The following is a 19,657-nucleotide window of genomic DNA, read 5'->3' as shown; positions in this document are numbered from 1 at the left end:
ATTTAGTTTTACTTACTTAGAAATCTATTTTTATTGATCTTTTTAAATAAAAAAACGAGGTTTATACCTCGCTTTTCTTTAATTTATATGACTCTTTTCACTTTTCTATTTCTCCACAGTATTCTCTTTTACAGATAATAAATTAGCAAATAATTTATAAGCTCCAGGAACACCTGCTGGTAACTCTCTAAAAAAACTTAAGCCTGTGTAGATATAGTTTCCTTTTCCATATTTCGCTACGAGTAAACTTCCATCTTTAGCTGACTCTCCTTTATCATGCATTGATAAAATAGGCGTGTATTCTTTACTCCATTTGTTCGGAAAGTACAATCCGCGTTCTTGTACCCAACCATCAAAATCAGCTTCAGTGATTTTGTTTGGGTAATTTAAAATAGAATGTTCTTTAGCTAAGAATGTTACGTTTGCATTTTCATCAGTAACTCTATCACGAGATAACTGTAAATTGTACGGAGCTTGTACATCTACTCTTCTATTTGTATTGTATTGTACAATTACATTTCCTCCATTTTTCACATACTCTAGCAAGTATTTTTGCTTAAACTGTAACTCTTTTATAGTATTATATGCCCTAATACCAACAACAACTGCATCAAATTGCTCTAAATTACCATTAATTTCATTTACATTCAATTCTGTTACTTCGTAACCAATTTGTTGTAAGCTTTCTGGAATTGCATCTCCAGAACCTTGTATATACCCTATTCTTGTACCGTTCTTTTTTATATTCATACGCACAACTTTAGCTTGTGATGGTAATAATACTGACTGCTTAGGGATATGATTGTAATTGATTTCTATCAATTCTTTATCATAATTTTTTCCTTCAACTTTTGCTATAGCTTTTAATACTCCTTCTGATTCTTTCTTTGTTGGAGTAACCATAAAGTCAATCAATTGAATATCTCCTTTTTGAGCTATGGAAAATTTTGCTTCGTTTGGAGTAACTGTCCATCCATTTGGTGCTTTTAGAGCAACTTTTCCATTTATGTTTTTTGCACCTGTACGTACCTCTACAGTTACTTTTTGAGATTTTTCTGAAGAAAAAACTAATACTTTATTCAATAGCTTTGTTGTTACTTTAGGTAATACTTCAAAAGGCTCATAAATTTCTCCTTTATCTCTTTTTGAATAACGATGCACTATTGGTTTTACAAAAGAAATAGACTCATTTTCTATCATTAAATTGAATTGTACTTGAATTGGTCTAGGAGTTTCAGGTTTTCCTCTTAATTGTTGACTTTCTACCGTATACATTCCTAAGCCCCAAGGTTTTTCTAACCAATATGGCGATGAATACGAAACTTCAGGTATCAAAATACTTTCTGTAAACGTTTTCTTTTCGTTATTCGCTAAATCTAAGTCTTTTACTATTTTTTTATTCTCTGGAAGTATTTTTATGGAAGATAACTCCATTGAAACTCCACTCCTATTTAACACTTCAAAATCAACATTCACTGAACTATTTGGTGTTGCACTAGAACTTTCTGCGGAAGCTTCTAAATACAAACCGGCACAAGCTTCAATAATTTCTTTTAGTTCTTTAGTTTTAACTTTCTTCCAGTGTTCACTTTTTAATTTTTGAACTTTTTGATATGCTTTTAATAGCGCTGGAAGATGTTTCGACGGATTTACAAAATCAAAATTTTGCTCAACATCATATAAAATATCTCCTATTTCTCCTCCACCTTCTACTCTATTCCATGTGGTATTGATTCCTGAAAAAATATCTTTTTTGTCTTTAGGAAAATCTCCTTTTAAGAACTCTACATATTCTGTTTGAGTTCCTCTAGTAGTTAATCTACCAAAGCCTTGGCATAAATGCTGACTACTTGCAATAGATGCTAATTCATTGTTTGACAACCCTTTTAAAGGATAATACGTTCCAATATCAAAACTTAACATTTTACTTTTGTCTGCTTTTGCAAATTTTTCTTGACTACCATAAAACCACCAAGAGGTATTAAAAAATAACCTATTTGGTTTCCATGTATGGGTATATTGTAATTGCTCTGGGTATTTTGTTTTATCATTAGCCAAATCAAAAGCTTCTACACTTAACATTGCCGAAGATGTATGATGCCCATGTGTAGTTCCTGGAGTTCTATGATTAAAACGATTGATGATTACATCAGGCTTGAAAGTTCGTATTGCCCAAACTACATCGGCTAATACTTTATTCTTATCCCAAATTTTTAACGTTTCATCAGGGTGTTTTGAATATCCAAAATCATTAGCTCTAGAAAAACGTTGTTCTCCTCCATCTACACCTCTTGCTGCTAATAATTCCTGTGTACGAATAACTCCTAATAGTTCTCTCATTTCAGGGCCTATTAAATTTTGTCCTCCATCTCCTCTAGTTAACGACAAATATCCTGTCCTTGCTTTTTCATGATTCGATAAATAAGCAATTAAACGTGTATTTTCATCATCAGGATGTGCAGCAATGTATAAGGCTGAGCCAAGAAAGTTTAGTTTTTGAACTTTCTCATAAATTTGGTTTGAAGTAAGTTTTTGTGGTTTTTGTGCATTTATTGTTAGTGAAATCAATAAAAAAGACAGCAATAAAAGTACTTTTTTGTGCATTTTTAATAGTTTGAGTAATACACAAATGTAGCTTTTTTAACTAAAGTATGAAGTACATTAACAAAATGCTAACATTTCCATTCTGGAGAACAACACTTATTTCTCCAGAGAAAAAGAACACAGGTATATTCCTAATCTAAAAAATACTCATCTTTAAAACCTATTAAGTATAATTTTTCTTGGGCACGAGTAACAGCTGTGTATAACCATCGTAAATATTCTACTGAAGCTCCATCTGGTAAGTATGGCTGCTCTATAAAAACTGTTTTCCATTGTCCCCCTTGTGATTTATGACAAGTCATCGCGTATGAAAATTTCACTTGAAGCGCATTGAAATACTTATTTTTCTTCACTCCCATAAATTGCTTGTATTTGGATTTTTCATGCGCAAAATCTTCCTTTACAGCTTCATACAAACGGTTTGATTCTTCATACGTTAATGATGGGCTTTCACTTGTAAGAGTATCTAACAACAATACCGTTTCAAAAGGTTTCATATCTGGATAATCAATCATACGAACTTCCACCTCGGCAAACTTAAACCCGTATAATTCTTTAATTGCATTAATACGCATTACTTCACAAATATCACCATTAGCAATAAATCCTGCTGAAGAAGAGTCTTTTAACCAGTAGTAGTTATTTTTTACCACCATCACATAATCTCCCGTAGAAATCTCGTTTTCTTGTCCACGAATTTTAGTTCTTATCTGTTGATTGTACTGATTTGCTCGTTTATTTGAACGCACAATTATTGCGGTGTCTTCCACACCTATTTCACCATCGTAGGCTGTTGTTATAGCATCTTGAATATCATATCCGTCTTGTAATCGAATAATATCAGGATAATTTACATCAAATTGAAAATGTGTTGAATCGTTCTGAATTAATAAGCGTAAGTCTGTTGCATTAGCCAAAATTCCAGAACCTTCTTCTTGTCGAACCACTTCATCTAATTCAATTTCTGTAACTTCTTTGTTAAACTCAAAAGATAACTTATCGGCTTCCAAAGCTGGACTCATCGTCAATTTTACAGGTGGTAACTGCGCAGTATCTCCAATAAAAATAATTTTACAATTTTTTCCTGAGTATACATACGAGATTAAATCATCCAATAAAGAACCATTTTCAAATAGTTTAGCGTTCTGTTTTTCATCAGAAATCATAGAAGCCTCATCTACAATGAAAAGGGTATCGGTATGCTTATTGGGTTGCATTACAAAATTCACAGCTCCACTACTTTGTTTTTTAGGAAAGTATATTTTTTTATGAATGGTAAATGCTTGTCGGTTAGAATATCCTGAAATTACTTTTGCTGCACGCCCTGTAGGTGCTAGTAAAACTGCTTTTTGTCCTATCTTCCATAAATTGTGAACCACGGTACTTATAATGGTAGTTTTACCTGTTCCTGCATACCCTTTTAACAAAAATAAAGCACGATTATCATCCGAAAAAATAAAGTCTGTTAAGACATCTAATAACTCATTTTGCTTTTCTGTAGGTGTATATGGGAACTTTTGTAGTATTTCTTTATAAAATTTCGAAGCAGTTTGTATCATATTTCAAATAATATTCAAAGATAAGTCTATTTATAAATTAATTATTTTCATCATTGAAAAAAAATTGTAGATTTGCGAATATCATACATTAAAAATTAAAAAAATGAGTTTATTATTAATGATTTTAGCAGCTGTTGTAGTTGCAGTTCTTTTAGCATTACTTGTTGTTAAGTTTGTTCCTCTAAAAATGAGATGGTTAGTCTCTTTATTATTATTAGGAGCAACTGTCTTTTTAGTATATAAAATTTATAATGGTGTTATGGAGCCTATCAATTTTAACAAAGACAAGAGAGTACGTTATGCTAAGGTTATTAAGAATTTAAAGTTGATTCGAGACGCTGAAGTAAAATATAAAGAAGTTTACGGAACATATACTGATAATAAAGACACTTTACTTACCTTTATTAAAAATGGTCAATTAGCTATTACTGAAACTAAAAACGTTGAAAAAACAATTGAATTAGGTGGAGGTATTACTAAAGACATATCTGTTAAAGTTATTGATACAGTTGGGTATGAGCCTGTTTTAAAATATTTCGAAGGTAAAGAGTATTCTACCATGTTTGAGGTACCTGGTACTAAAGAGCAATTTGAATTAGCTACTGGTAGAGTTGAAAAAGTTGCTGGTTTAGAAGTTCCTGTTTTTGAAGCTAAAGTTTCTAAGAAGCCTATTTTAACAGGAATGAATCCTTCTTTAATAAAACAAGAATTAGAAGCTATTGAAACAGACCAAATTAAAGGTGAATTTGTTTCTGTTGGTTCTTTAACTGAAGTAACTGTAGGTGGTAACTGGCCTCCTTATTACGATAAAGGTGATGCAATTGCAAAAAAAGAGTAAAAAAAATAGCGCTTTTGCGCAGCATAAAAGTCTATCCATCCAATTTAGTTTGGATGGATTTTCTTTTTGTATTTCAAACTCAGAAACTAAAGAACCTCTTCTTTTTACTGAGTATACCTTCTCTAGCGCTACTCCTTCTCCTGAACTCTTATTAGAGGAAATAATCCGTGTTTTTGACACAGACAAAGACTTACAACAAGATTTTATATCTGTTTTTGCTATTCATCAAAATAATTTGGCCACATTGGTTCCCAACAAGCTTTTTGATAGAAATAACTTAGCCCCTTATTTAAAGTATGATGTAAAAACGTTAAAAACAGACTTTATTACTTATGATTTACATAATGTTATAGCTGCTAATACGGTTTATATACCTTATGTAAACATTAACAATTATCTTTTTCAAAACTTTGGTGAGTTTGAGTATAAACACCATTCAACAGTTTTAATTGACAAACTACTTACTTATTCTGAAAACGACTCTGAAGAACAATTCTTTGTGCATGTTTCTTCTTCTCATTTAGATATTATCGTTTGCAAAGAAGGTAAACTATTGTTTTACAACTCATTTTCTTACAATACAAAAGAAGATTTCATCTATTACATTCTTTTTACTGCTGAACAGTTACAAATGGATCCAAACTCCTTTCAGTTAACTTTTATTGGTGATATTGAAAAAGAATCAGATATATACTCTATCACTTACACATACGTTCGAAATATTCATTTTATGAATCCTGTAAATAGCTTTTTTGCAGATAGTGAAGACTTTTCGAACCATTCTAATTTTATACTTATAGCCTAATGCGAATTATTTCTGGAAAATATAAAAGTAAAAGAATTACAGCTCCTAAAAACTTACCTGTACGTCCTACAACTGATATGGCAAAGGAGTCTTTATTTAATATTTTAAATAACTTCTATTACTTTGAAAACATTTCAGTATTAGATTTATTTTCTGGAACTGGAAATATTAGTTACGAATTTGCCTCAAGAGGAACACAAAATATTTATGCTGTTGATGCTCATTATGCTTGCATAAAATTCATTAATCAAACAGCTAAAGATTTAGGCATGGAAATCAATAGCTATAAAAGTGACGTATATAAGTTTTTAGAGAAAACACCTCTTAAAACAGATGTTATTTTTGCTGATCCTCCTTATGACTTTGAAGAATGTCAGTTTTTAAAAATTGCTGATATTATTTTTGATCGCGGTTTATTAAATGAAGATGGTCTTTTAATTATTGAACACTCTAAACATACAGACTTATCTCAACACCCTTTTTATAGCTATGAAAAACGTTACGGAGGTAATGTTTTTAGCTTTTTTGAAATCGTTGAGAATGACGAAGAAGAATAAAATATTCTATAAAAAAAGGGAGCTAATTAGCTCCCTTTTTTATTACTCTATTATTTAAATACATACTGCATTATTATAAAACGGTATTAAGTTTTAATTGCTCTTCATACATTTTTCTTGTTTTATCATCCATTTGAGATACATTATCGTATGCTACTGGCTCTGTTAATTTACTTTCAGAAGAATCAAGAATTTTATAGCTTGTTTTTTCATTGAAATATTCTATTACTCCTGTTGCATATTTAATGTTCCAAACACTAGTTAGTGCATAAATCTTTCCTGGTTTTAGAGTGTATTCATCTTCTATAGACTGGCTCCAAATTCTAGTTATTGAGTTTTCATACTTCTGAGTAAATGAGTCCTCTATTTTTGACTTAAATCCTGCAGAAACTTCAGCACTTCCTCCTGCTGGATCATCTTTTCCTCCAATCCAGCCTCCAATTTTTCCATTGATGCTAAATTCAGAGCTTTCGCTATGTGATTTTGAAAAAGAAGACGATTGTGAAAAAGCTGTTTGAAATGTTGTTTTAATAGTCCTTTTTACAGTTTCATTAAAATTTCTTAAATCAAAAAAGTAATATACTCTCACATTCTCTTCTTCTATTTTTTCTCCTGTTGGTTTTAATTCAGCCTTTTGTAAAAAGTGCCCTTTATCACTGCTCCAGTTCACATAAAAATCATCAGACATATCATAAATAATACCTGGTTCTATAATTACTGGAAGTCCTATTCCTTCTTTTTTCCAAACCCTAACTTTAACCGTTGGATAAGAATCATCTCTAAGCTCTCCTATATTTCCCTCATTTATATCAATCTCCATTCCTGGGATTGTACCTAAATATGGTTTTCCATCTGTAGTTTTATAAAACCCTACTCTAATGTTTGCTCCTGTTAATACATTTTTAAATCTCATTTTTTTTCTATTTTTAAGTTATGTGTTAATTGATTAAATTTTATACTAGGAGTTACCAAAAAGAAATTGATAAAACCTTATTTTACAAATATTAACAATATCATAATCAATATTGTGTCAACCATACTCACCATTATATCAAATAGGTTATATAACTAAAAAACACCTTATTTAAATAAGGTGTTTTTTGTTTCACTAGTTATTTTCTAACTACTTTATGATAATTAATAGATAATATAAACCCAACCTTTTAAGTTTCTTGAATTTTCTTCTATTGTAAGCATATAAAAATAGACCCCTGCAGGTAATCTTTTTCCTTGGTTTTTACTTATACCATTCCAATCGTTTTGATAATTATAAGAATGATAAACTCTGTTTCCCCATCTATTATAGATTTCTAATTTATTGTTTGGGTAGTTATGTAAACCTTCTACCACAAATACATCATTTACTCCATCACCATTAGGAGAAAACCCATTATATACTGACAATTCTGATGAGTCACATACATCACCTATTCCATTATTATCCAAATCCTTTTGATCAGGATTTGACATTCTTGGACAATTATCATTTATATTTAATACTCCATCACCATCTATATCATTATCACATACATCTGCTATCGAGTCATTATCTAAATCATCTGATATAAAAGTTACAACAGCTTCTTCAGAACTCGACAAACCATTGGAGTCAATAACTGTTAAGGTAACTATATAGTCTGTTAAATTCGGACAGTTAAAACTTGTTTGACTTAAACTCATACTTGCTATTCCTGATGCATCATAAGATCCATCATCTATATCTTCAGGGTTAATAATTGCATTTCCATTACTATCTAAACTAACTACAATATCTTTTGTTATGATTATTGGTGGGGTAATATCTTCTACGGTTATATTAGCTCTACATATATTTGTATTTCCGTTGGTATCTTCAACAGTTAAGGCTACCGTATTTATTCCTACACTACTACAATCAAAAGTTGTTTTATCCAAACTCATTAAAGCTATTCCACAAGTATCGTTACTACCATTATCAATATCAGCAGCAGTTATTATTGCATTTCCTGAGGCGTCTAACGATACTGTGATATCTTGACAAATTACCTCGGGTGGAGTTACATCTTCTACGGTTACTGTTGCTACGCAACTATTGGTGTTTCCGTTGATATCTTCAACAGTTAAGGTTACTGTATTTATACCTACACTACTACAATCAAAAGTTGTTTTATCTAAACTCATTGAAGCTATTCCGCAAACATCTGAACTACCATTATCTATATCAATAGCTGTAATAGTTACAATTCCTAAAGCATCTAACTGTATTGTAATATCTTGGCACATTACCGTAGGTTGGGTGATATCTTCTACGATTACATTAGCCGTACATATATTGGTATTTCCGTTGGTATCTTCAACAGTTAAGATTACATTATTTACTCCTACATTGGTACAATTGAAAGTTGTTTTGTCTAAACTCATGGAAGCTATTCCGCAAATATCTGTGCTTCCGTTATCAATATCTGTAGTTGTAATTGTTGCTTGCCCTGTGTCATCTAATTGTATTGTAATGTCTTTACAAATAGTTGTGGGAGGAATTACATCTTCTACGGTTACTATAGCCGTAGCTGTGTTACTATTACCACTTGTGTCTGTTACTGTTAATGTTACCGTATTATCACCAACTTCTGAGCAACTAAAAGAAGTTTTATCTAAACTCATGGAGGCTACCTCGCAATTATCATAAGAGCCATTATCTATATCAGCAGCAATTATCGTTGCAACTCCTGAAGCATCTAACGGTACTGTTAGATTCTGGATTAAGACCATAGGTGCTATAGTTTCTGTAGTGTTTATATATGCTTTTTTTATAATTGTTTTACTACATCCGTCAATATCAGAAACTGTTAAACTCACATCAAAAACACCTACTGTTGTATATGTATGTTTAGGATTTGTTTCATTACTCGTAGTACCATCTCCAAAATCCCAAAACCAGTCGGATGATGGACCATAAAAAACAGTATTATCAGTAAAACTAACTGTTAAAGGTGTACAGCCAGTTGTTACGTCTGAAGAAAAATCAGGAGTGAGACCTATAACTTGTATTAAATTTGCTTTAGTTTCTGTTCTTGTAAATCCTGTTATAGCCGTTTTTATAGTTAAACTTACATTATATACTCCTACTGATTCGTAAGTATGGGTAGGATTTTGTTCGGTAGAAGTATTGCCGTCTCCAAAATTCCATAACCATTCTCCCACTGTGTCATTTCCTTCTATTGTAGATTCATCTCTAAAGTTTACCGTAAAAGGTCCACAACCCAAAGTATCATCTACACTAAATTGTGCTTTTGGAATTACTATTTTTATTAAACTTGTTGCTTTGTCAACACACCCATTTATGGTATCTCTTACTGTAAGATTTACCGTATAATCTCCTGCAGCAGTATATGTATGTATTGGGTTTTGCGCTGTTGAAGTATTTCCATTACCAAATTCCCAAAACCATAAATCTGGCAACGTTGATTGATCTGTAAAGAATACAGTATGTGGTGTTGCTTGCCCTCTTGTAGGGTTAGCAACAAACCTAGCTTTTGGTGATTGTACATTAAAGGATTTTGTTATAGAATTTGTTTCTCCAATGACATCAGTTACTTTTAATGATATTGTAAAGTTACCTAAGTCAGCGTAACTATGAGTTGGGTTTTGTTCGGTAGAAGTTGTACCATCGCCAAAATCCCATTCCCAACTTACAATAGCTCCATTAGGAGACGAAGAATTGTCTGTAAGAGTAACTACGTTACCTATACAATATCCTCCAGAAATTGTAAAATCAGCTGCTGGAGGCACAAAATAGGTTCTTATTTTTGTACTTATACTTTCATATAAATAATCATGTTTTAAAAATTTTGGTGCTTTATTTGCTTTTGTAGTGTTAGTAGGCTTAAAATCAAAAAACGAAATACTTTTTTCTTTGTTTAGAGACTTTGCTAAACCTAAATAACTAAATAATAAAAATATGAATAGTAATTTTAATTTCATGTTCTACTTTCTTTCTGTTGAAGCTCTAAAAATAAATTGATTATAAAAGTTCTGATAATGGTTCAAAAAAGAATCGACCTAACATGACTCATTAACCGAATTGCAAACATAAATTTTCTCTAAGTCAATATTACTTCAATTACACTCACTATTGTGTCAAACATCCTAAAACACTGGTAACAAATCATAAAAAAGATGTTGTTTATAGATAGATTAATATATTTGACCTTTTAATTATTCTAATGGGGGAAATAGCTAAACTTTATACTAACATAACTAATATTGGTGTAACAGATAAACTTTCTAAATTAGAAATGAAGAGAGTTCGTTTACTTAATATCTTTATTTCTAACTGGTTTTTAATTGAACTTATTTTAATCACAGAAGACACTCTGAAAAAAGGAATTTATTCACTTCCTGTTTTAATACATATAGGCAGTATAACAGGGTTGTTGGTTACCTTATTTTTACAATACAAACGTAAATTTATGGTAGCACGTATTTTATTTTTCTCATTAATTCTATACAGTAATTTTATGTTCTGTAATTTTGCTGAAAGAGGTGGTTATATTGAATACTTTTATATTGTTGTACCTGTATTCCTATTACTTTTTACCAATAACAAATACTTACTTTATAGTGTTTTTATTATTTCTTACTTGCTTTTTGTTATTCCAATACATATTTTTCCTATTTATCCGGAAGGTACATTTGGTTCTCCAGTACTTATTTTAATTCAATTCATTATTTTCTTTTTTTTAGTACAGTACTTTAAAAATGCCAATATTAAAAGTGAGGAAACTCTAGAGAACCAACGAAAACAGCTGGAAGAACTAAATGAATTTCAATCTCAGTTTTTCATCAATGTTTCTCATGAAATCAGAACTCCTCTTACCTTAATTAAAGGTGAAATAGACCAATTAGAACTTCTAAAGGGATCCGCATACGAAAAAGAAGGTTTTGATATTAAAAACCGCCTAAACAAACAGGTTAATAAAATTAAAAACATAGTTGACGATGTGCTTGATTTAGCCAAAATGAAGGAAGCTAATTTTAAAATATCACCTACTCCCTACTTAATAAATAAGTTAATTGATAAACTCTATACCTCTTTTGAACCTTTATGCAACCAAAAAGACATTGTTTTAACTGTTAAAAAAGAAAAAGATGAGTGCTGGGTATTATCTGACATTATTTTTTTAGAAAGAGCGTTAAATAACATTATTCTCAATGCTATTAAATACACTCCTAAAAAAGGAAACATTACAGTTTCTTTAAACAAGCTAAACGAACAAATTATTATCTCTATCAAAGACTCTGGTATAGGAATTTCTGAAAAAGATATTAAACTCATTTATAACCGTTTTTATCAAGTAAAAAATGACATTAATAAAGCTGGAGGTAGCGGTATAGGCTTAGCTTTTAGCAAAGAAATTATTGAGCTACACCAAGGAAACTTAACTGTAAAAAGTGAATTGGGTAAAGGCAGCACATTTATAATCTCTTTACCAGAAACAACTAAAATTGACAAAGAAATACAACGTGAAAAACCCTCAAAAAAGAATACGCATAAAAGTACTTTAATTTCTAAAGACAAAATTAAACAACCTACATCAGGTCACTATAGAATTCTTATTGTTGATGATAATTTTGAAATGCGAGCTTATTTAAAGAGGATTCTAAGTAATTACACTTGTTTTGAAGCTGAAAACGGAGAAGAAGCGTTAGATTTTCTTTCTAAAGAAAAAATTGACTTTATTATTACCGATTATATGATGCCTGTAATGAATGGTTTAGCTTTGATAGAAAAAATTAAGGCAAAGAAAATAAATGTTCCTATTTTAATGCTTACAGCCCGTACTGACGCTAAAAGTAAATTAGAAGTTCTACGATTAGGTATTGATGATTATTTAAATAAACCTTTTGAAAAAGATGAGTTACTTATTCGAATACAAAATGCCTTAAACAATAGCATAAACCGAACAACCTATATTAAAGAAAATACTATTAAAAAGGAAGAATTGAATGAAAGTGATTTATGGATAAAAAAAGTAGAAGAGTTTATTAACAAGCAATGCTCTGATCCAAACATGACACAAGAAGATATTGCTCTACATCTCAATACTTCAAGAAGTTCTTTAAATAGAAAAATAAAAGCAGCTACCGGGTTAACCCCTAATCAATTTATTACAGAAATTAAATTACAAAAGGCTCGAAGTATTGTAGAACAAAATCCTTCTGTATTATTAAAAACATTAGCCTTGGAAGTAGGTTACCTACATTCAACACATTTTTCTAAAATATATAAACAACGTTTTGGGGTGCTTCCTCTAAATAAAAGCACAATAAAAAAGGGAGCTAATTAGCTCCCTTTTTTTATATCTTATAATTTTAAGAGTACATTTTCTCTCTTAACTCTTTTACTTTAGGATCATCTAAATACTCATCAAAAGTAGCATATTTATCAATAATACCCTTAGGTGTAATTTCTATAACTCTGTTCGCTACTGTTTGTGCAAACTCGTGGTCATGTGTAGTAAACAACACAGTTCCTTTAAAGTTAATTAAAGAGTTATTCAATGCTTGAATAGATTCTAAGTCTAAGTGGTTTGTTGGTTCATCTAACATTAAAATGTTAGCTCTAGTCATCATCATACGAGATAGCATACAACGTACTTTCTCTCCTCCTGATAATACATTACTTTTCTTTAGGGCTTCTTCTCCAGAAAAAATCATTTTCCCTAAGAATCCTCTTAAAAACACTTCCTCTCTCTCCTCTTCAGTTTGTGCATATTGACGTAACCAATCTACTAAGTTTAAATCTCCATTTTGAAAATACGAAGAGTTATCTGCCGGTAAATAAGACTGTGTAGTAGTTACACCCCAACTATATTTCCCTGCATCTGGCTCTTCATTTCCTGAAATTACTTGATAAAAAGCTGTAGTTGCTTTAGAGTTTTTAGAAATAACAGCTACTTTATCTCCTCTATTTAGGTTAAGATCTACTTTAGAGAATAATAATTCGCCTTCTGCATCTTTTTTAGAAAGACCTTCAATATTTAAAATTTGATCTCCCGCCTCTCTATCTCTTTCAAAAATAATTGCTGGGTAACGACGTGAAGATGGCTTAATTTCATCTACATTTAATTTCTCGATCATTTTCTTACGAGAAGTCGCTTGTTTAGATTTTGCAACGTTAGCAGAAAAACGACGAATAAACTCTTCTAATTCTTTCTTTTTATCTTCTGCCTTTTTGTTTTGTTGCGCTCTTTGTTTAGCTGCTAATTGAGATGACTCATACCAGAATGTATAGTTTCCTGAGTAGTGGTTTATCTTCCCAAAATCAATATCAGAAATATGTGTACAAACAGCATCTAAAAAGTGACGGTCGTGAGATACTACAATTACAGTATTATCATAATTTGCCAAGAAGTTTTCTAACCAAGCAATGGTTTCGAAGTCCAAGTCGTTCGTAGGCTCATCCATAATTAATACATCAGGATTACCAAATAACGCTTGTGCTAATAACACACGTACTTTCTTTTTAGAGTCTAATTCTGCTAATAAAGTATAATGATCTTCTTCTTTAATACCTAAGTTAGATAATAAACTTGCTGCAGAAGCATCGGCATTCCAACCATCCATTTCTTCAAAACGAACTTGCAATTCTCCTATTTTCTCTGCATTTTCATCAGAATAATCTGCATACAAAGCATCTATTTCTGACTTTATTTTATGTAGTTCTTTATTTCCCATTAACACAGTTTCTAAGGCAGTATACTCATCAAAAGCATAGTGATCCTGTGTTAATACAGACATTCTTTTTCCTGGTTCTAAATGAACTTGACCAGAAGTAGGTTCTTGTTTTCCTGATAAAATCTTTAAAAATGTAGATTTCCCTGCTCCATTTGCTCCGATAATTCCGTAGCAATTTCCTTGTGTAAACTTAGTGTTTACTTCATCAAACAAAACACGTTTTCCAAACTGAACTGATAAATTAGAAACTGATAACATGTATATTTTTTTTAATTCCGTGCAAAAGTATAAAAACTAAAGACTATAAAAGAATTTGCATGAAAGTTTTTAACATCTTACTTTTGGCTCGTTTTAATTCTTTTTAACAACGAATTAACAGCCTAATATTAAAGAGTTATCTATTTTTGAACTCTAATATTTAGGGTAATTTAAATCATGATTAAGTATTTTATACCTCTCATATTAATTCTATTTATTGGATGTAACGAGTCTAATAAAAATAAGCCTACCTATTTTGGGGGTAAAATCATCAATCCTAAATGTGACTTCGTTGTGTTATCTGATAATTACAACTTTAACGATACTATTCCTCTTAGTAAGAATAATACATTTTTAGGAAGCTACGATAAATTTAAAGAGGGTCTATATATTTTTCACCATGGTAATGAACTTCAGTATGTGTACATGCAACCTTCTGATAGTTTATTAATTAGATTAAATACTTGGGATTTTGACGAATCTCTTGTTTTTAGTGGTGTTAATGCTGAACGAAATAATCTATTAATTGAGTCTTTTTTACAGTACGAGCAAGACTACAAAAACTCATCTAAATACCTTTCATTACCAAAAAAAGAATTTTTAGCTAAAATAGATTCTATGAAATCTATAAAAAGTGCTACTCTTGAGAGCTATAAAGCTCGTAGCAATGATGCTTCAGGCTTTGTAGATATTTTAAATATTTCTTTAAATTTTCCTTTATATGCAAAGCTAGAAGAGTATGCTATACAAAGTTTAAAGAAAGAAACATCAGAGAAAATTAATAATTCTTACTTTGATTATCGCAAAAGTGCTCCAATAAATAAAGACTCTTTAATGTTCTATGGACCATATTATAGGTTTATTATTAAGAAAATACAAAATGATGCTTACTTAAAGGATAATGGAGTAAAAACAGAGAAATTCACGCAAAATTTACTGCAAGCTATTAATGAAAATGTAAAGCTTGAAACTGTTAAAAATAAAATGCTGTATAATGCTGTTATTCGCAACTTTTATGAAGAACCTAGCAGTGAAATGAAAAGTGAAGCTTTTTTTACATTTTTCAAGTTAAATACTAATAACGAGCATAAAAAAAATGTTCAACGTTTAATTAATGATTTAAAAATATTAAATAAAGGAGAACGATTACCTTCTTTTAAATTAATTGCAGCAGATGGTGAACTTAAAGATTTCTCTAGTATTTCTAAGAATAAAAACACTGTTGTTTTATTAAAAAACTATCAATACGCTTCAGATGATTGGGTATCTTCACGTTTCAATTACTTAGTTAAGAAAAACCCTGACGTTAACTTTGTATTGGTTAACCTATGTGATTCTTCTAAAAGGTTTACTAAAAATGTAGATGTAAAGTATCAATACACCATACCAAGTGAAAGCGCTGTGTGTAATTTTACAACTAGTAAATTTCCTCGTATGATTTTAGTTGATAAATACGGAATTATTCAAAATGGTTATACTAGTTTATCTGCTAATGATATAAACTTAGAAATCAGTAATTTACAAAAAACAAAATAGTTAACCTCTATTCATTTTATTTAGTGTACTTTTGCACCGTCCAAAAAAAATCGTACTAAACGATTTAATTAATATTAATTATAGAATTCGCGGAGGGGCATCTGTGGGTTCTCTAAAAACACAGTATGTCAACATTTTTAGATTTAGGTTTGCAAGAACCTATCAATAAGGCGTTAACCGATCTAGGTTATGAAAAGCCAACAGTAATTCAAGAAAAAGCAATTCCACAAATAATTTCTTCAAAAGAAGATTTAAAAGCATTTGCACAAACAGGTACAGGTAAAACTGCAGCCTTTAGTTTGCCTATTATAGAGCTTATAGATCAAACGAACGTAAGCACACAAGCAATTATCTTATCTCCTACTCGTGAACTAGCAGTTCAAATAGGAAAAAACATTGAAGATTTTTCAAAATATTTACCAAACCTGAAAGTAGCAACTGTATATGGTGGTGCTAATATTGATGAACAAATTAGAAAACTTAAAAAAGGTGTTCAAATAGTTGTAGGTACTCCTGGTAGAACTGTAGACTTAATTAAAAGAAGAGCCTTAAAGTTAGGAAACGTACAATGGTTAGTTCTTGATGAAGCAGATGAAATGCTTAATATGGGATTCAAAGATGAATTAGACCAAGTATTAGATGCAACACCAGATAGCAAACAAACTTTATTATTCTCTGCTACATTTCCAAGAGAAGTTGAGGCTATTGCAAAAAACTACATGACTAACCCTGTTGAAATAACTTCAGGACAAAAGAATCAAGGTTCAGATAATGTAAGTCATGAATATTATTTAGTAAACGAAAAAACTCGTTATCCTGCTTTAAAAAGAGTAGCTGATTTAAATCCTGATATTTACGGAATCGTTTTCTGTAGAACACGTAGAGAAACGCAAGAAGTAGCCAATAATCTTATTAGAGATGGTTATAATGCTGATTCTTTACATGGTGACCTATCGCAAGCTCAACGTGACTCTGTAATGGAGAAGTTTCGTAAAAAGAACATTCAAATACTAGTAGCTACTGATGTTGCTGCTCGTGGATTAGATGTTAATAACTTAACACACGTTATTAACCATAAATTACCAGATCAAATTGAAAACTATAATCACCGTAGTGGAAGAACTGGTAGAGCTGGTAATAAAGGAATCTCTATTGCTTTAGTTAGTAAAAAAGAACAAGGTAGATTACGTCCTATTGAACGTATTATAAAAAAACAATTTGTTCACACTCCTATTCCTTCTGGTAAAGAAATATGTCAAAATCAATTATTTCATTTAATTGATAAAGTTCATAATACTGAAGTAAATACGGATCAAATTGAAGGTTTTTTACCTGGTATTTATGAAAAATTAGAAGACTTAACTCGTGAAGAGTTAATTCAAAAATTTGTATCATTAGAATTCAACACTTTCTTATCATACTACGAGAATGCTGCTGATTTAAATAATTTATCATCAAAAGATAACTCAAGAGGTCGTTCTTCTAGTGAGAATATGACACGTTTCTTCATCAATTTAGGAAGAAAAGATCGTTTAAATCCTGCCAAATTAATTGGTTTAATCAACGATCAAAACATTGGTGATAAGATTGAAATTGGTGCTATAGACATCTTAGATACTTTTTCTTTCTTTGAAATCGATAAAAATTTCGAAAAAGAAACTTTGGACGCTTTTGCTGCTAACGACCCTGATTTTAATGGGCGATCAGTAAATATTGAAATTACTAAAAACGACCGTAGTGGCGGTGGTGGAAGAAAACCACGCAGAAGCAGTGGTGGTGGATTCAATGGTAAAAAACGTAGAAGCGATAGACCTTCTTCTGACAACAAAAAAAGTTTTGGTAGAAGACGTAGTGAAAATAGTTCTTCTAGAAGAAGTGATAACAAACCTGCTGCTGGTTTTGGTAGAAAGCGCAGAAGAGATTAAAATATAAACAAATCACAATAAAAAAAGCAGCTCAATTGAGCTGCTTTTTTATATAAGACTATTTTCCTACTGATTTCCTAAAATAATTGGCATTCCACTTTTCCCAGAACCAATAATAACCACTTTACTATTGTTAGAATTTGCTAATCTATTGGTAGCTTCGATACCTTTATCCTGCAAAATTTTATCTGTTAATGAAGCACTTAAAATTCTATTTGCATCAGCTTTACCTTTTGCTTCAATAATTTGCTTTTCTGCTTCTTTTTGAGCCGTAACTAATCTAAATTCATACTCTAATGACTCTTGCTCTTGCTTTAGCTTACGTTCAATTGCTTCTTTAATAGTTGATGGTAACGTTACATCTCTAACTAAAATTTCATTTAACTGAACATATTGCTTTTCTAATATCTTCTTTGTCTCTATAAATATTTCATCTTGAATAGCATCCCTTTTACTTGAATACAATTGTTCAGGTGTATAACGGCCTACTACACTACGCGCTGCTGAACGAATTGCTGGCTGAATTACACGTTGTAAATAATTTTCACCTAGTGTTTGATGTAAGTTTCCTAAATCTTTATAAACTGGTTGATACCAAGCAGATGCATCTATTTGAATTTCTAATCCGTTAGATGACAATACTTTCATTTTTTCAAAAAGTTCTTGTTGTCTTACCTCATATACATGTACTTTATTCCAAGGAGCAACCACATGAAAACCTTCTCCTAATGGTGGTTCATCTGTAACAACTCCTCCTCCAAACGTTTTATACAACACTCCTGCTTCTCCTGAATTAATTGTTACAGTTGATTTTGCTATAAAAATTATTAGAACTACAACTACTGGAATTAACAATCCGAATTTTGGAAACTTTAACTCTACTTGATTTCTTGTCATTTTTTTATGTTTTATACTCAAATGTACAATTAAATTTATGAACCGCAGTTTTCATAATCGCATTCTTGTGATGCAAACTCAAGCTCAAGAGTAATATGTTCTAAGTGAAATTCATCATGCAAAACTCGCTTAACTTCTTGCTTTATTTGATGATTTTTTTCCCAAGATAATTCGCTGTTTTTTATTACTAAATGAGCTGTAAACACGTTATACTGGCCGTCCATCGTCCATAAATGACAATCGTGAATACTTTCTACCTCTTCTATAGAAACTATTCTTTGTTGAACTTCTTCTACAGAAACATTTTCAGGAGTTCCTTGTAATATAACTCTAAGGCTCTCTTTAATGTTTTTATACACATTATACAGCACAAAACCAGCAATAGCAATAGATAAGACTGGATCTAAAACCGGAACGTCCCAAAACTGCATTACAATACTTGCTAGTAGTACTACTACCCAACCTAACACGTCTTCTAATAAATGTAATGAAACTACTCGCTCGTTAATTGAGGTTCCTTTTTTTAATTTTAATACAGCAGCCCCATTTACTATAATTCCTAAAACAGCTAACCACATCATTCCTTTAGCATCTGCATTTTCTGGATTAATAATTCTAGGAATCGCCTCTTTTATTATAAATACCGAACCAATAACTAATACTATTGAATTAATTACAGCTCCTAAAAGAGAGAACCTTTTATACCCGTATGAATATTTCTTATTTGCTCTTTTTGTCGATTTTTTTTGAAAATACCAAGACAACCCCAAGCTTAAACTATCTCCTAAATCATGCAAGGCATCAGACATAATTGCCAAACTATTGGTATAAAAACCTCCTATAAATTCAATAATTGTAAATGCTAAATTCAAGAAAAAGGCAACGGCTATATTCTCTGTAGAACTTCCGTGTGAATGATGGTGATGGTTGTGTCCCATGTTTTTATTAATTGACTTTAAATG

General features: G+C 30.9%; 13 protein-coding genes. 6 read left to right on the top strand and 7 right to left on the bottom strand.

Annotation, left to right across the window (positions count from 1 at the left end):
* Positions 1-105 precede the first annotated feature (105 nt).
* Complete coding sequence (locus C8N27_RS06455; RefSeq protein ID WP_121146712.1) at positions 106-2,604, bottom strand: PIG-L family deacetylase; 2,499 nt, start codon at positions 2,602-2,604, stop codon at positions 106-108.
* 131 nt (positions 2,605-2,735) lie between these two features.
* Entirely contained in the window at positions 2,736-4,163 is a 1,428-nt protein-coding gene (locus C8N27_RS06450; RefSeq protein ID WP_121146711.1) for an ATP-dependent DNA helicase, read from the bottom strand.
* A gap of 103 nt (positions 4,164-4,266) precedes the next feature.
* On the opposite strand from C8N27_RS06450, the gene C8N27_RS06445 reads away from it, so the two are divergent.
* Genes C8N27_RS06445 through C8N27_RS06435 form a run of 3 tightly spaced genes read left to right on the top strand, consistent with a single transcriptional unit; the run spans position 4,267 to position 6,363 of the window.
* Positions 4,267-5,001, top strand: a complete 735-nt coding sequence (locus C8N27_RS06445) for a hypothetical protein (RefSeq protein ID WP_099214550.1) — start codon at positions 4,267-4,269, stop codon at positions 4,999-5,001.
* Complete coding sequence (locus tag C8N27_RS06440; protein WP_121146710.1) at positions 4,979-5,806, top strand: DUF3822 family protein; 828 nt, start codon at positions 4,979-4,981, stop codon at positions 5,804-5,806. The genes C8N27_RS06445 and C8N27_RS06440 overlap by 23 nt, the downstream gene beginning before the upstream one ends.
* Positions 5,806-6,363: an RsmD family RNA methyltransferase gene (locus C8N27_RS06435; RefSeq protein WP_121146709.1), complete on the top strand. Its 558-nt coding sequence runs from the start codon at positions 5,806-5,808 to the stop codon at positions 6,361-6,363. The genes C8N27_RS06440 and C8N27_RS06435 overlap by 1 nt, the downstream gene beginning before the upstream one ends.
* A gap of 73 nt (positions 6,364-6,436) precedes the next feature.
* Here C8N27_RS06435 and C8N27_RS06430 read toward each other — a convergent pair whose 3' ends face one another.
* Together C8N27_RS06430 and C8N27_RS06425 are read right to left on the bottom strand one after the other, a co-directional pair.
* Positions 6,437-7,276, bottom strand: a complete 840-nt coding sequence (locus C8N27_RS06430; RefSeq protein ID WP_121146708.1) for a hypothetical protein — start codon at positions 7,274-7,276, stop codon at positions 6,437-6,439.
* A 224-nt stretch (positions 7,277-7,500) separates the two neighbouring features.
* On the bottom strand, positions 7,501-10,323 hold the full coding sequence (locus tag C8N27_RS06425; RefSeq protein WP_121146707.1) for a PKD domain-containing protein: 2,823 nt from the start codon (positions 10,321-10,323) through the stop codon (positions 7,501-7,503).
* Between the two features lie 242 nt (positions 10,324-10,565).
* Between C8N27_RS06425 and C8N27_RS06420 the strand changes: the two genes are divergently transcribed.
* The gene (locus tag C8N27_RS06420; protein WP_121146706.1) at positions 10,566-12,689 is read left to right on the top strand and encodes a response regulator; all 2,124 of its coding nucleotides are present in this window, start codon (positions 10,566-10,568) and stop codon (positions 12,687-12,689) included.
* Between the two features lie 25 nt (positions 12,690-12,714).
* Here the strand turns inward: C8N27_RS06420 and C8N27_RS06415 are convergent, their stop codons facing one another.
* Complete coding sequence (locus C8N27_RS06415) at positions 12,715-14,337, bottom strand: ABC-F family ATP-binding cassette domain-containing protein (protein WP_099214557.1); 1,623 nt, start codon at positions 14,335-14,337, stop codon at positions 12,715-12,717.
* 177 nt (positions 14,338-14,514) lie between these two features.
* On the opposite strand from C8N27_RS06415, the gene C8N27_RS06410 reads away from it, so the two are divergent.
* Both C8N27_RS06410 and C8N27_RS06405 read left to right on the top strand, forming a co-directional pair.
* A complete protein-coding gene (locus C8N27_RS06410; RefSeq protein WP_121146705.1) occupies positions 14,515-15,873 on the top strand; it encodes a hypothetical protein in 1,359 nt (452 codons plus the stop codon).
* 125 nt (positions 15,874-15,998) lie between these two features.
* Positions 15,999-17,798 carry a DEAD/DEAH box helicase gene (locus tag C8N27_RS06405; RefSeq protein WP_121146704.1) on the top strand — a complete coding sequence of 600 codons (1,800 nt, stop codon included), beginning with the start codon at positions 15,999-16,001 and terminating at the stop codon, positions 17,796-17,798.
* 66 nt (positions 17,799-17,864) lie between these two features.
* Here the strand turns inward: C8N27_RS06405 and C8N27_RS06400 are convergent, their stop codons facing one another.
* Both C8N27_RS06400 and C8N27_RS06395 read right to left on the bottom strand, forming a co-directional pair.
* Complete coding sequence (locus tag C8N27_RS06400; RefSeq protein ID WP_099214560.1) at positions 17,865-18,695, bottom strand: prohibitin family protein; 831 nt, start codon at positions 18,693-18,695, stop codon at positions 17,865-17,867.
* A 35-nt stretch (positions 18,696-18,730) separates the two neighbouring features.
* Entirely contained in the window at positions 18,731-19,633 is a 903-nt protein-coding gene (locus C8N27_RS06395) for a cation diffusion facilitator family transporter (RefSeq protein WP_121146703.1), read from the bottom strand.
* Positions 19,634-19,657: the final 24 nt, after the last annotated feature.

This window comes from Tenacibaculum discolor, assembly GCF_003664185.1.
In the GTDB taxonomy this organism is placed as follows: Bacteria; Bacteroidota; Bacteroidia; order Flavobacteriales; family Flavobacteriaceae; genus Polaribacter; species Polaribacter discolor.
Note: the sequence above shows the minus strand (reverse complement) of the source record. Positions and strands in the feature narration are given on the sequence as shown.